Annotated in this window: 12 protein-coding genes; 6 read left to right on the top strand and 6 right to left on the bottom strand. The window is 41.6% G+C overall.

Annotated features, from left to right (window positions below):
* Nucleotides 1–10: 10 nt before the first annotated feature.
* The 3 genes from AAG747_RS18280 (at nt 11) to AAG747_RS18270 (ending at nt 3,357) form a co-directional block, all read left to right on the top strand.
* Entirely contained in the window at nt 11–1,219 is a 1,209-nt protein-coding gene (locus tag AAG747_RS18280) for a saccharopine dehydrogenase family protein (RefSeq protein ID WP_346822658.1), read from the top strand.
* 200 nt (nt 1,220–1,419) lie between these two features.
* Nucleotides 1,420–2,559 carry a carboxynorspermidine decarboxylase gene (gene nspC / locus AAG747_RS18275; protein WP_346822657.1) on the top strand — a complete coding sequence of 380 codons (1,140 nt, stop codon included), beginning with the start codon at nt 1,420–1,422 and terminating at the stop codon, nt 2,557–2,559.
* A gap of 249 nt (nt 2,560–2,808) precedes the next feature.
* On the top strand, nt 2,809–3,357 hold the full coding sequence (locus tag AAG747_RS18270) for an NUDIX hydrolase (protein WP_346822656.1): 549 nt from the start codon (nt 2,809–2,811) through the stop codon (nt 3,355–3,357).
* Nucleotides 3,358–3,360: 3 nt separating this feature from the next.
* Here the strand turns inward: AAG747_RS18270 and AAG747_RS18265 are convergent, their stop codons facing one another.
* Both AAG747_RS18265 and AAG747_RS18260 read right to left on the bottom strand, forming a co-directional pair.
* The gene (locus AAG747_RS18265; protein ID WP_346822655.1) at nt 3,361–3,888 is read right to left on the bottom strand and encodes a hypothetical protein; all 528 of its coding nucleotides are present in this window, start codon (nt 3,886–3,888) and stop codon (nt 3,361–3,363) included.
* 115 nt (nt 3,889–4,003) lie between these two features.
* Complete coding sequence (locus tag AAG747_RS18260; RefSeq protein ID WP_346822654.1) at nt 4,004–4,564, bottom strand: 2'-5' RNA ligase family protein; 561 nt, start codon at nt 4,562–4,564, stop codon at nt 4,004–4,006.
* A 271-nt stretch (nt 4,565–4,835) separates the two neighbouring features.
* Between AAG747_RS18260 and AAG747_RS18255 the strand changes: the two genes are divergently transcribed.
* Nucleotides 4,836–5,420, top strand: a complete 585-nt coding sequence (locus tag AAG747_RS18255) for an NfeD family protein (RefSeq protein WP_346822653.1) — start codon at nt 4,836–4,838, stop codon at nt 5,418–5,420.
* A 62-nt stretch (nt 5,421–5,482) separates the two neighbouring features.
* Nucleotides 5,483–7,096 (top strand): flotillin family protein, encoded by a 1,614-nt coding sequence (locus tag AAG747_RS18250; protein ID WP_346822652.1) that lies wholly within the window; start codon nt 5,483–5,485, stop codon nt 7,094–7,096.
* A gap of 76 nt (nt 7,097–7,172) precedes the next feature.
* Here AAG747_RS18250 and gltX read toward each other — a convergent pair whose 3' ends face one another.
* The gene (gene gltX / locus AAG747_RS18245) at nt 7,173–8,711 is read right to left on the bottom strand and encodes a glutamate--tRNA ligase (RefSeq protein WP_346822651.1); all 1,539 of its coding nucleotides are present in this window, start codon (nt 8,709–8,711) and stop codon (nt 7,173–7,175) included.
* A 364-nt stretch (nt 8,712–9,075) separates the two neighbouring features.
* On the opposite strand from gltX, the gene AAG747_RS18240 reads away from it, so the two are divergent.
* Complete coding sequence (locus AAG747_RS18240) at nt 9,076–10,101, top strand: endonuclease/exonuclease/phosphatase family protein (RefSeq protein WP_346822650.1); 1,026 nt, start codon at nt 9,076–9,078, stop codon at nt 10,099–10,101.
* Nucleotides 10,102–10,194: 93 nt separating this feature from the next.
* Here the strand turns inward: AAG747_RS18240 and AAG747_RS18235 are convergent, their stop codons facing one another.
* From AAG747_RS18235 to AAG747_RS18225, 3 genes are all read right to left on the bottom strand, one after another.
* Nucleotides 10,195–10,761 carry an ExbD/TolR family protein gene (locus AAG747_RS18235; RefSeq protein WP_346822649.1) on the bottom strand — a complete coding sequence of 189 codons (567 nt, stop codon included), beginning with the start codon at nt 10,759–10,761 and terminating at the stop codon, nt 10,195–10,197.
* Nucleotides 10,762–10,809: 48 nt separating this feature from the next.
* Nucleotides 10,810–11,484 carry an energy transducer TonB gene (locus tag AAG747_RS18230; protein WP_346822648.1) on the bottom strand — a complete coding sequence of 225 codons (675 nt, stop codon included), beginning with the start codon at nt 11,482–11,484 and terminating at the stop codon, nt 10,810–10,812.
* A 256-nt stretch (nt 11,485–11,740) separates the two neighbouring features.
* Nucleotides 11,741–12,115 carry an energy transducer TonB gene (locus AAG747_RS18225; RefSeq protein ID WP_346822647.1) on the bottom strand — a complete coding sequence of 125 codons (375 nt, stop codon included), beginning with the start codon at nt 12,113–12,115 and terminating at the stop codon, nt 11,741–11,743.
* Between the last annotated feature and the right edge of the window lie 122 nt (nt 12,116–12,237).

Below are 12,237 nucleotides of genomic sequence, written 5' to 3'. Positions count from 1 at the left end.
ACAGCAAGCAATGAGTAAGGTTTTAATCATCGGGGCCGGAGGGGTTGGCAATGTAGTGGCACACAAATGTGCAATGGTTCCTGAAGTGTTTTCTGAAATACATTTGGCCAGTCGTACATTGGTAAAATGTGAGCAAATTGCTCAAGATGTAAAAGAGGCTACGGGAGTAGAAATCCAAACTTCACAGGTGGATGCGGATATCGTACCGGAATTGGTATCCCTCATCCGAAAAGTACAACCTGAATTGGTGATTAATGTAGCTCTTCCTTACCAAGATCTTACGATCATGGATGCCTGCTTGGAAACCAAGGTGCATTATCTTGACACCGCAAATTACGAACCCAAAGACGAGGCAAAATTCGAATATAAATGGCAATGGGCTTACCAAGACCGCTTTAAAGAAGCCGGTTTAACAGCTCTCTTAGGTTGTGGATTCGACCCGGGAGTAACAGGCGTGTTTACTGCCTACGCCAACAAGCACCATTTTGATGAAATCCACTACTTGGATATTGTAGACTGTAATGCCGGGGATCATGGTAAGGCATTTGCTACCAACTTCAACCCGGAAATCAATATTCGTGAAATCACCCAGAAAGGAAAGTATTGGGAAAACGGTCAATGGGTAGAAATAGACCCTATGTCTATTCACAAGCCGATTGAATACCCCGAAATCGGCCCGAGGGAGTCTTATTTACTTTACCATGAAGAATTAGAATCATTGGTCAAAAATATCCCTAGCATCAAAAGAGCGCGTTTTTGGATGACTTTTGGTCAGGAATACATCAAACACCTGGAAGTTTTACAAAATGTAGGAATGACCAGCATTGAACCCATTACCTACCAAGGAGTGGAAATTGTCCCCTTACAGTTTTTAAAAGCAGTGTTACCTGAACCTTCATCCTTAGGGGAAGGCTACGAAGGTCAAACCTCTATCGGTTGCCAAATTAAGGGAATGAAAGACGGACAGGAAAAGACTTATTACATCTACAACAACTGTAACCATGCAGAGTCTTACAAAGAAGTGAAAGCACAAGCCGTCTCTTATACTACTGGCGTTCCGGCAATGGTAGGTGCCATGATGTTGTTGACAGGCCAATGGAAAGGCGAAGGAGTATTTAACGTAGAAGAATTCAACCCTGATCCATTCTTAGAGCAACTTGCCAAACATGGCTTGCCATGGCATGAGAAAGTGAACACGGCATTGCCTCACGAATATTAAAATAGAAAAGTTGAGGGATTGGTTGGTTCTTTCTCTCCCAACCCAATCAACGCTCTTCGAATTTAGAATATTCAAATGAGAACAGTTTCAACTCTCAGGTTAATGGCTTTCAGGTCGTTAACCTGTTTTTTTACGGTTACTTAAACCGGATAATTTCATCATAAGTACCTAACTTCGCTTGAATTTAAAAAAGAAGAAATATGCCGATTAAAATAGATTTTGAGCAAATAGCCTCTCCTTGCTTTGTATTGGATGAACAGGCTTTGCATAATAATCTGAAGGTCATAGACTATGTACAAAAAGCCAGTGGGGCCAAAATCATTCTCGCCTTAAAGGGCTTTGCCATGTACAGTGCCTTTCCCCTGGTTAGTCGATACTTACCAGGTACCACGGCAAGTTCCTTAAACGAGGCTTTATTAGGCAAAGAGGAATTTGGCGGAGAAGTACACGCATATTGCCCGGCCTATTTGGAAGATGAGATAGATGAAATACTGAAAATCTGTAGTCATATTACATTTAATTCGCTTTCTCAATGGGAAAAATATAAGCCCAAAGTTCAACAAGCCGGACAACCCCTATCGACTGCACTGCGTATCAACCCGGAATTTTCCGAAGTAGAGGTAGATCTGTATAACCCTTGTGCTCCGGGTACACGCCTGGGCATTACGGCTGAGCAATTGGGAGATACTCTTCCTGAAGGAATTGAGGGCTTGCATTTTCATACACTTTGTGAAAGTGGTGCCGAAGACCTGGAAAAAACGCTACAAGCAGTGGAAGAGAAATTTGGACATTTATTGCACCAAGCCAAATGGCTCAATATGGGCGGAGGTCATTTAATGACTCGAAAAGGCTATGACTTAGAACTCTTGATAGAGTTGATCAAAAACCTCCGGCAAAATTATCAACTCGAAATCATTATGGAACCTGGTAGTGCCGTAGCTTGGGACACCGGATACTTGGTTGCTTCTGTACTTGACATTGTGGAAAACCGGCATATCCAAACAGCCATGCTGGATGTCTCTTTCTCTGCACATATGCCAGACTGTCTGGAAATGCCCTATCAACCACGGGTCCTTCATTCTGTAAACGAGAGTAAACACAAGTACCGCCTTGGAGGCTTAACTTGCCTGGCGGGAGATTATATGGGAGACTTTTACTTCGAAAAGGCTTTACAAGTGGGTGATAAAATCATCTTTGAAGATATGATTCATTATACCATGGTAAAAACCACAAGTTTTAACGGGGTGGGCTTGCCTTCCATCGGTATTTGGAAAGAAGACAACACCTTTCAATTAGTTAAAAAATTCGGATACGAAGTGTATAAAAACCGGTTAAGCTAACATCACCCCAAAACCGCATGTCGATTGAGGGTATGCGGTTCTTTTCTCAATCCACTCCCCTATTCCACACTGTATTCCAACCCAAGAATTTTTCCCTTCCGTATTTATTACTTAATTTAAACACCTGTTATCACCTAAGTACCAGGTATGGAATTTATCAGAGGGGAAAAGTCAAAACCTTTCCTTCCCCCAACTTGGTCAAACATTCAGGTGTGATTACTCAAAAAATATCCATTAAACACTATAAACTTGAATTTTTGTAGCAATTGCGGAAGCAAGCAAATCAGCTTAAAAATCCCTGAGGGAGACAGTTTACCTCGGTTTTGTTGTGAACAATGCGGAGAAATTTTTTATCAAAACCCCAAAATAGTTGTGGGGTGCCTTCCCGTATTTGAAGACAAAATTCTGATGTGTAAAAGAGCGATAGAACCCCGTGCAGGCTTCTGGAACCTGCCTGCCGGATATCTGGAAAACGGGGAAACGGCTGAAGAAGGAGCCATCCGGGAAACGTATGAAGAAGCTCATGCCCAAGTAGAAATCATCCGGCTCCATGTCTTATACAGCATCCCACAATTCAATCAGGTGTATTTACATTTTCTGGCGCGGATGAAATCCCCGGATTTTTCTATTAGCACCTTGGAAAGTACTGAGGTCCGGATGTTTGCCTATCACGAAATTCCCTGGCAAGACATTGCTTTCTCCTCCAGTACCTTTGCCATTGAAAAATTTTTGGAGGCAAAGAACTCCTCCTACGAAGGTGTGCACAGAGGGTATTTCCCAGGCATTCCCAATCGCTAGTTCTTATTTTATCCCCATCTTCTTTTTCAAAGCGGCCAAAGCATCTTCCTCTTCAAACTTTTGAAGTTTTTTCTCAAATTCCAGGTCGGCTTTCGGATCGGAAGGGGGTGCTTGAGGTTCTTCTTTGGTTTTTTCTTCCTTATCGGATTCTTTGGACGCAGGAGTAACCGTACGATACAATTCCGAAAGAATTTCTTGCTGGCTGACTTTATCTTTCATCCGTTGTAGTAAACTGATAGCCTCTTCTCCCAATCGATCATAATAGTCTTTGGAGTCGGTCGATTCCGTCTGGGTGGATTTCAACTTTTGTAACAAGCCTTGATTGATCTCAATCTGATTCTCGGTATTGTGTGCTTGTTCTTTCAACTCGTTGACAAACTGTTCACCTTGACTGTTTTTTTCCTGATCGGGCTTTGCCAAATACTCTTTGATCAAATTCAAATCATTTTTCAAGGTATTCGTCTGACTTTCCAATGTTTGGATGGTCTTTTCCAGCCTCTCTTTGATATTTTTCAGCTCTTCAGCATTCATTATATTTCGTTTTTTAAGATATGATATTTTCCTATTTAAGATATACTCACGTAGACACGCGAATTTAGGTTTACGGATTTCAAAGGTAACAAACCTCTGTCGTACTTTCCCCTACTTAGTCCTCACTCCCAAAAGGAAACGATTCAATCACCTCCCAATGGGTTCCATCGTGTTTCAACAAAGAAAGAGCATTTACCTTAAAATCATACGAAAATGATTTTTCTTTAAATTCTGCCCATGCCAATTTAAATTGTTCCTTTTGCAAATCCTTGAAAGCCACTGTCATATGAGGTGTATAAGGCCTTTTATCCAAAAATTTGGGATCCAGCATGATCTGATGTTCAAAAAAAGAAGTCAACGCTTTTTTGAGTTTTTCCAGCTTTTTGGAAGGTTCTACATGTACATAGATTACCCGTGGGGGAAATGCCCCGAAGTCCTTTAAACGTAAAGGAAAAGAGTGAAAATGTTTTGAGAAATTACGGAGCAGCTCGCTTAATTTTTCCAATAAATGATCCGGCCAGTAAAAAGGCATTTGCACCGTTACATGTGGCGGAGATTTCAATGCATGTTTACTCTGATAATGATTGGCAAAATACTCTTTTATTTGAGTAACTTCTTCCTGTAATTCCTGCCCGGGCAAGGCTGCAACAAAATATAAACTTGTTTTATTTTCCATTGTAAAATATAATTCTACTGAATATCAATATTTAAAATAAATGCATCAAATATTTAATTAGATAGAAATAAAGTTTGGAAATTTGAAAACAAAAATTCACTTCTACGTATAGCTAATTATAGAGATGTTGAAACAACATACAATTCATTAACAAAAACACCCAGTTTTTGACGCCCAAAAAACCAACTATCCAATAAGCACAACCAGCCTGTCCTGTCAAAATCCCAACCGGGGTTGATTAACACTCTCTTTTACTCTATCTCAATAGTCTATGGATTTCATTAAAGATTTTTTTGAGACATCTACCAATTTAGAGGCTTTGTTTTGGATTATAGCGGTTTCCTCTACCGGCCTTCTGGGAATAAAAAGTCTGTTAAACTTATTGGGATTGGACATTGAATCGGATGTTGATTTGGACCTGGAGATGGGCGATTTTTCCATCACGGCAGTACTGGCTTTGCTTATGGCAGGTAGTTGGACAGGCGTATTGGGTTTTAAAATTACGGATTTTTCACATATATCGATTTCTCTCATATCTGCCGGGGCAGGCTTAGCCGCTTTCTTCCTGACCGGATTTGCCTTCAAAAAATTAAAGCTTTTGGAATCCAGTGGCAATTTGGATATTCATAATGCCATCGGCAAAACGGCAGAAGTGTATTTGAGTATTCCCGGAGCACGAAAAGGTACCGGACAAATCCAAATTATCTTACAACACAAGCTGGTTATGTTGGATGCCGAAACAGAAGGAACCGCCATAAAAACCGGTGAAAAAGTTTTGATTTATCAAGTAGAAGACGGTAGATTACTTGTCGAAAAATACGAAGACCAAATATCCTCTGAAAACGTCCAGGCTTAGTTATTTACCAGAACAGCAAAGCCCTCAACTCCTTTATTTTTAGTTCATTAAACCTTATGTAAATGGAATTTTTCGGAAGCATCATTGGTATTGTGGTCGGTATCACGGTCGTGTTAGTACTCTTTTTTATCAGCCGGTACAAACGCTGTCCTTCTAACCAGATCCTCGTCATTTATGGAAAAGTAGGCAAAGGCAAAAGTGCCCGTTGTGTGCATGGCGGGGGCTCGTTTATCTGGCCTGTCATTCAGGATTGGAAGTACTTGGATTTAAATCCATTACCCATTGAAATCGACTTACGTGGGGCGTTATCCAAACAAAACATCCGGATCAATACACCCAGTACCTTTACCGTAGCCATTTCTACCCGTGAAGAAATCATGTTGAATGCAGCTGAACGGCTTTTGGGCTTAGGGATTGACGAAGTCAGAGACCAGGCTTTGGATATAATTTTGGGACAATTGCGGTTGGTCATCGCCACATTAACCATCGAAGAAATTAACCAAGACCGCGAGCAATTTTTACAACTAATCAACAAGCATGTAGCTATTGAACTGAATAAAATCGGATTGGAATTGATCAATGTCAACATCAAGGACATCACTGATGAATCCGGTTATATTGAAGCCATAGGTAAGAAAGCCGCAGCGGAAGCCGTCAATAAAGCCCGGGTAGAGGTGGCGGAACAAGAAGGGTCCGGAGCTACCGGAGAGGCCAAAGCCAACCGGGAAAAAGAAATCCAGGTAGCCATGCAAATGGCTCAAGCAGAAGAGGGAAAAAAGAATGCCGAGACACAAAAACGGATCTCCATTGCCAGTCTGGAATCGAAAGCGGCCACCGGGGAAGCCGGTGCCCAACGGGAGCAAGAAGTACAATTAGCCATTGAAAAAGCCAAAGCTGATGAAGGCGTGAAAGAGGCCGAATCCAGCAAACGGATCAAGGTGGCGACTTACGAAGCACAGGCTGTAGAAGGAGAAAACCAATCCAAAGCACTGGTAGCCTCTTACAATGCGAATTTGGCCGAAAAAGAAGCCGAAGCACGCAAAATAAGCGAAGTAGCCAATGCCAATGCCTTACAAAAAATTCTGGAAGCCCAAAAAGCTACGGAATTAAGCCGGTTGGAAAAAGAGCAAATCGTTCAAAAGGAAATTGAAAAGCGCAAACGGGAAATCGAGGCCGAAGCCATTGCAGAGCAAACCCGAAGAGAAGCGCGTGGAGAAGCGGATGCGATATTGGCAAAATACCAGGCAGAAGCAGAAGGTTTGAAACAACTTCTCAAATCCAAAGCCCAAGGGTATCAGGAAATCATCAATGCCTGCCACGGAGATACAAAGGCAGCAGCAACCTTGTTATTATTAGAAAAGTTGGACGACTTGGTCTCCAAACAAACCGAAGCCATTTCGAATCTCAAAATCGATAAAATTACCATTTGGGACTCCGGGGCAAATGGCAAGCAAGGAGCGACTTCCGGCTTTATCAAAGATTTTATCAGCACCTTACCCCCTATTCATGATTTGGCCAAGCAGGCGGGCATCGATCTTCCTACCTACTTGGGAAGTGTCAATGATGCGGACCTTGCTTCTCCACCCAGCGAAGTGGTGATTGCGGAGGAAGTGAATGAACAAAAGCCTAAAAAAAACGGACAGAAAGAAGAAAACTCCAATAAACAGAATCAATAGCTTTGCTTGTCACGGAAGGGTTTGAAAAGCAAAAGCCGGTTTCAATCACCGGCTTTTTACGATTTCTGATCAATCTTTACTGACCTTTTACAGGAAGTTCTTCAATGGCTTTCTGAATCCGGTCATGTACTTCTTGCTTTCCTAAAATCTCCATTATGGCCATCAAATCAGGTCCGCCTCCTTTTCCGGTGACGGCTACCCGCAGTGCCTGCATCACTTTACCAAGTCCTACTCCATTCTCTTCCAAAACGGTATTCAGCTTTTCTTTCACCGTATCCGCCGTAAAATCATCCATCGTCAACACGGCATCTTTGAACTGACCAAATACATGTACCGCTTCTTCCGTCCATTTTTTCTTCACCACTTTAGCATCGTACTCTTCGGGAGTGGCAAAGAAAAAGCCTGCTTCTTTCGGAATTTCCTTTAAGAAGGTCACTCGTTCTTTCATTTGCCCGGCAATTTTTTCGGCTAACTCTGGTGAGCAATCGATTCCTTCCTTGCTCAAAATATCCAGCAGTTCGGTAGCCAAAACTGCATCCGGTTTATTTTTCAAATATTGTTGGTTAAACCAACGGGCTTTGTCAATATCAAAGCTGGTGCCGGCTTTGACAATCCGCTCCAATGAAAAGTGCTCAGTCAACTCATCAAATGAGAAAATTTCCTGCTCGTTACCTGGGTTCCACCCCAACAGGGAAAGGAAGTTTACAAATGCTTCCGGAGTAAAACCGTCCTCTCTGAAACCGCTGGAAATTTCACCTGTTTCGGGATCTTTCCATTCGATGGGAAATACCGAGAAGCCCAATTTATCCCCATCCCGTTTACTTAACTTACCCTTTCCGTTCGGTTTTAGGATCAGAGGTAAGTGAGCAAACTGAGGCATAGAATCCTCCCAACCTAAATATTGATACAACAATACGTGTAAAGGAGCCGAAGGCAACCACTCTTCTCCACGGATCACATGGGTGACACCCATCAAATGATCATCCACAATATTCGCCAGATGGTAGGTTGGCATTCCATCGGATTTCATCAAAATCTTATCATCCAAGGTAAAAGAATGTACTTTCACCCAACCCCGCACGATATCATGCAAACGTATTTCTTCTTTTTGCGGAACCTTGATCCGGATCACATAAGGTTCGCCAGCCTCCATACGGGCTTTTACTTCCTGCTCAGAAAGCGTCAGGGAGTTCTTCATTTGAGTACGGGTGATGGCATTGTATTGCAAGTTATCCACCTTGGCTTCCTTCAAGCGCTCCCTCATTGCCTCCAGCTCCTCCGGGGTATCAAACGCATAATATGCTTTTCCCTCCTCTACGAGTTGCAAGGCATATTTTTCATACAAGTCTTTTCTTTCCGACTGTACATAAGGTCCGCACTCTCCGGGGTTCCAAGGACTTTCGTCCGGTACGATACCACACCATTCCAAGGCTTCTTTGATATATTCGGGAGCACCTTTCACAAAACGCGTTTGATCAGTATCTTCCAAGCGGATGATAAACGTCCCGTTATTCTTTTTTGCAAAGTAATAATTAAAAAGAGCCGTCCTTACGCCTCCGATATGTAGTGGCCCGGTAGGACTGGGCGCAAAACGCACACGCACTTTTTGTTCCATATTTTTTTGAAATATTTATGTTCGTTAAAATCATTATCAGCCCACCGAAATTACATAGTTTCCTTTGGTAAGCCCAGAAAAGTAGCAAAAGAACTCTTTTCTATTTCCATAAAGTCACTTTTAATGTTGCAAAAATATAAAACCTTCGCATTTAAGAAGGCAATAGCCCCAAGAAAGCAAGTTAGCGATTGGAAAAATTAAAGTTCAAACCGGTGGTGAAACGGCCTCTTATTTCAAATAATTTGGAAATAAAGTGTATTTTTAAGACTATTTTATGTAAGAATCACCAGGCAAATATTCCACTGAGAGCCAGCACCTAGGACAGTCCTGACTCCTTCAACCTAAACCATTACTTAAAAACACAATGAAAAAACTACTCACCTTATTAGCGGTCATCCTATTGACCATCGTCATTTCAGCCAGTGGCTTTTACTTTTGGGCATCTTCTCCCGGGCTTGATGTCAGTGAATACGCTCAATTAAAAAACCTCTCACTGGCAAAAGAAAGCCCTGACAGCACCTGGACCATTGTCACCTATAATATTGGTTATTTGTCAGGAATGACCAACAACCTCCCCTACCGTAAAAACCAGAAGTTTTTTGAAGAGAATATGAGCCAGGTCGTAAAAGCACTGGGATCCCATTCCATTGATATATTGGCTTTACAGGAAATCGACTTTCATGCAAACCGCTCATACTTTGTGAAACAGGATGAAGTATTGATGCAACAACTCTCTCTTCCGCAAGGCGCCCTTGCCGTGAATTGGGATAAGAACTATGTACCTTTTCCTTACTTTCCTTTTGAAGTACATTTCGGACGGTTGGTATCCGGGCAAGCAATATTGAGCAACAACCCCATCAAAGAGCAAAAACGCATTGTTTTAGAACGCCCCTACAAGCATCCGTTTTATTATGATGCTTTCTATATCGACCGCTTGGCACAAGTATGTACAGTCCAATTGAATGGAGAAGAGGTGATTGTCATGAATATACATTTGGAAGCCTTTGATCAGGAAACGCGCAGACGACAAAGCAAATACGTATTAGACCTTTACAAAAAATACCAGGACAAACCTGTACTTCTGGTAGGTGATTTTAATAGCGATCCGCACCAGTCAGAAAACCCAACCATCACACTCTTTTTACAAGAAGCAGGTTTAAAATCCGCTGTACCTGTTGAAGCCAGCAAAAACCTTAATCTATGTACCTACCCTTCGGACAATCCCAATGAACATATTGATTTTATCTTTTACAACCAATACATTCAAGCACTGGATTGGAAAGTACTTAAAGGTACACACACAGCTTCTGATCACCTGCCCGTATTGATGAACTTCCGGTTGAACAACAACAAGGCCTTATCACAGATCCACAATGAATCCAGATTGTAGAATTGAGAATATTTTAAAATAATAGGAAAAGGGAAAAGTTCCGTTGCAACGCAACAGCTTTTCCCCTTTGCCTCATGACTACGACTTCAAGGACTACCGGTCGATCTCCACAGGCTCTGCATCCGATATTCTCATCGGAATCTGAGCCTGGGCCTTATCTAGTAAAGCTTTTTCTTCAGGTATCTTGGCATTTAACTTCAGATATGCCTCCACACTAAGGCCCAAATGAGCGGCCCTGAGGTCATAGTAAGCAGCCTTCACCTTATTCAAAGTAGATATATAGGCTTCATAGCTGGTTTGACGAGTCGTTTTAATGGAAACAATCGCATCTTCCGGACTATCAGCAGCATTTTCCCCCGGTGTTCCGTTAATAAACTCCATGACCTTTTGTTTTAAGTTATTATTGTCCATCAACTCATCTTCTACCATGAGTTGGTTTTTACCATTTAATAAAATATTCAGAACATTGCGGTCATGCTGCTTGACAGGCGGCTGATCTAACTTTGAAGGAAGTAGCATTGGAATGCCCTTTTCCGAATCAATCGTGGTAGTTACCAAAAAGAAGATCAATAGCAAAAATGCGATATCGGCCATCGAACTACTGTTGATTTTCACGTCTGAGCGTGAGGCTGCTTTTTCTTTCGTAAAATAACTCATCATCAATGTAATTTCAGGGAACTGGATAGAATAAGGATCAGATATTTCCGGCTATTGTAATTGGAAAAAGATCGGGATAGTAATTCTCTGTTTTACCGCACGTCCGCGTTGTTTGCCAGGTTTCCAATTAGGGGCTTTTTTCAATACACGTACAGCTTCTTCGTCACAACCGGCTCCGATCCCTTTCAGCACTTTCAAGTCCGTCAACGAACCGTCCGTGTCCACTACAAACTGTACGATCACCCGGCCTTCCACTGTTGACCTTCGAGCTTGACTGGGGTATTTAATATTTTTAGCCACATACTCGTAGAAGGTTTTCATTCCTCCTTCAGGCTCTGCAGAATCCTCCAAAAACAAAAACACGTCATTTTCTTCTACCGGTTTTTCTTCCTCTTCTCTTTCATCAAAGGAAATATCTTCGATAACCTGGTCCGGATCGAGTTCCGTATCTATTTCGATATCGATCTCCGGAATCTCCATTTCATCATCTACTACTTCAAAAGTAGGGTTCTTGATTTTGGGTGGTGGCGGTGGCGGTATTACCGTAATAGGTATGACGATCATCTCTGTCACATCCGCCTCTAATTCTCCTAATTTGACCAAAGATTTTTCTCCGTAGGTTTTCCATTCAAAGGCTGTCAATACAAGAGCAAGGCTGACAACCAAGCCGATTTGTAAATGAAGTCCTCTACCCTTACTCCAATGATTGTTTTGTTTCTCTATCATAATTTACAGGGGTTAAAGATGAATGATTTTTACCTCCATAATGGTAGAGTCACAAAAAGATACAGTTTGACAAAAGTTTTTTTTTACTTTTTTTATTTAACCTGGTAAAGAAAGTGGCCACCCTAATAAAAAAACAATCATAACACACTCTTTACAAGTGCCTTACAAAGGAAAATGCATTTTCTATGATTTTGTACTTTTTTCAATTTTCTATTGTTAACCAATCTCAAAAACAGAAAAGATAGTAGTTATCCGACTATCTCAATTGAAAAAAAACCGGAATGGCAATCCTCTGTGTTACCGGACGGCCTCTTTGCTTGGCAGGTTTCCAGGGGGGTGCTTTTTTCAATACGCGAATCGCCTCTTTATCACAACCTCCCCCAATTCCTTTCAATACTTTGAAGTCGGTTAAGATACCTTCCGGACTTACTACAAACTGTACAAACACCCGGCCTTCAATCATGGCTTTTCGGGCAAGCCTGGGATATTGCATATTCTTGGCCAAGTATTCATAAAATTTTGACATCCCTCCTATAGATGCTGCATGTTCCTCTTCCGGAAGAGGAAGAGAGCAATAAGTTTCCCCTTCCATCACTTGTTCCTCTTCTTCATTGAAAATATCGTCTATCACTAGTGTTAAGTAAAATTTAAAATAACGTAATAATTCAGTACCTTTAGAAAAAAGATGAAAAGGTACAGGGTCAAATTACTGCAAGAAGAAGTATCCGAGCTTAGAGCGATAATTGATAAAGG

The sequence above is a fragment of the Rapidithrix thailandica genome (genome assembly GCF_039710355.1).
GTDB classification, from domain to species: Bacteria; Bacteroidota; Bacteroidia; order Cytophagales; family Flammeovirgaceae; genus Rapidithrix; species Rapidithrix thailandica.
Note: the sequence above shows the minus strand (reverse complement) of the source record. Positions and strands in the feature narration are given on the sequence as shown.

What these genes read in the sequence shown, in the direction of transcription:
- nspC (WP_346822657.1), top strand. Translation starts at nt 1,420, where the DNA reads ATGCCGATTAAAATAGATTTTGAGCAAATAGCCTCTCCTTGCTTTGTA.
- AAG747_RS18250 (WP_346822652.1), top strand. Translation starts at nt 5,483, where the DNA reads ATGGAATTTTTCGGAAGCATCATTGGTATTGTGGTCGGTATCACGGTC.
- AAG747_RS18235 (WP_346822649.1), bottom strand. Translation starts at nt 10,761, where the DNA reads ATGATGAGTTATTTTACGAAAGAAAAAGCAGCCTCACGCTCAGACGTG.
- gltX (WP_346822651.1), bottom strand. Translation starts at nt 8,711, where the DNA reads ATGGAACAAAAAGTGCGTGTGCGTTTTGCGCCCAGTCCTACCGGGCCA.
- AAG747_RS18240 (WP_346822650.1), top strand. Translation starts at nt 9,076, where the DNA reads ATGAAAAAACTACTCACCTTATTAGCGGTCATCCTATTGACCATCGTC.
- AAG747_RS18255 (WP_346822653.1), top strand. Translation starts at nt 4,836, where the DNA reads ATGGATTTCATTAAAGATTTTTTTGAGACATCTACCAATTTAGAGGCT.
- AAG747_RS18280 (WP_346822658.1), top strand. Translation starts at nt 11, where the DNA reads ATGAGTAAGGTTTTAATCATCGGGGCCGGAGGGGTTGGCAATGTAGTG.
- AAG747_RS18265 (WP_346822655.1), bottom strand. Translation starts at nt 3,888, where the DNA reads ATGAATGCTGAAGAGCTGAAAAATATCAAAGAGAGGCTGGAAAAGACC.
- AAG747_RS18230 (WP_346822648.1), bottom strand. Translation starts at nt 11,484, where the DNA reads ATGATAGAGAAACAAAACAATCATTGGAGTAAGGGTAGAGGACTTCAT.
- AAG747_RS18260 (WP_346822654.1), bottom strand. Translation starts at nt 4,564, where the DNA reads ATGGAAAATAAAACAAGTTTATATTTTGTTGCAGCCTTGCCCGGGCAG.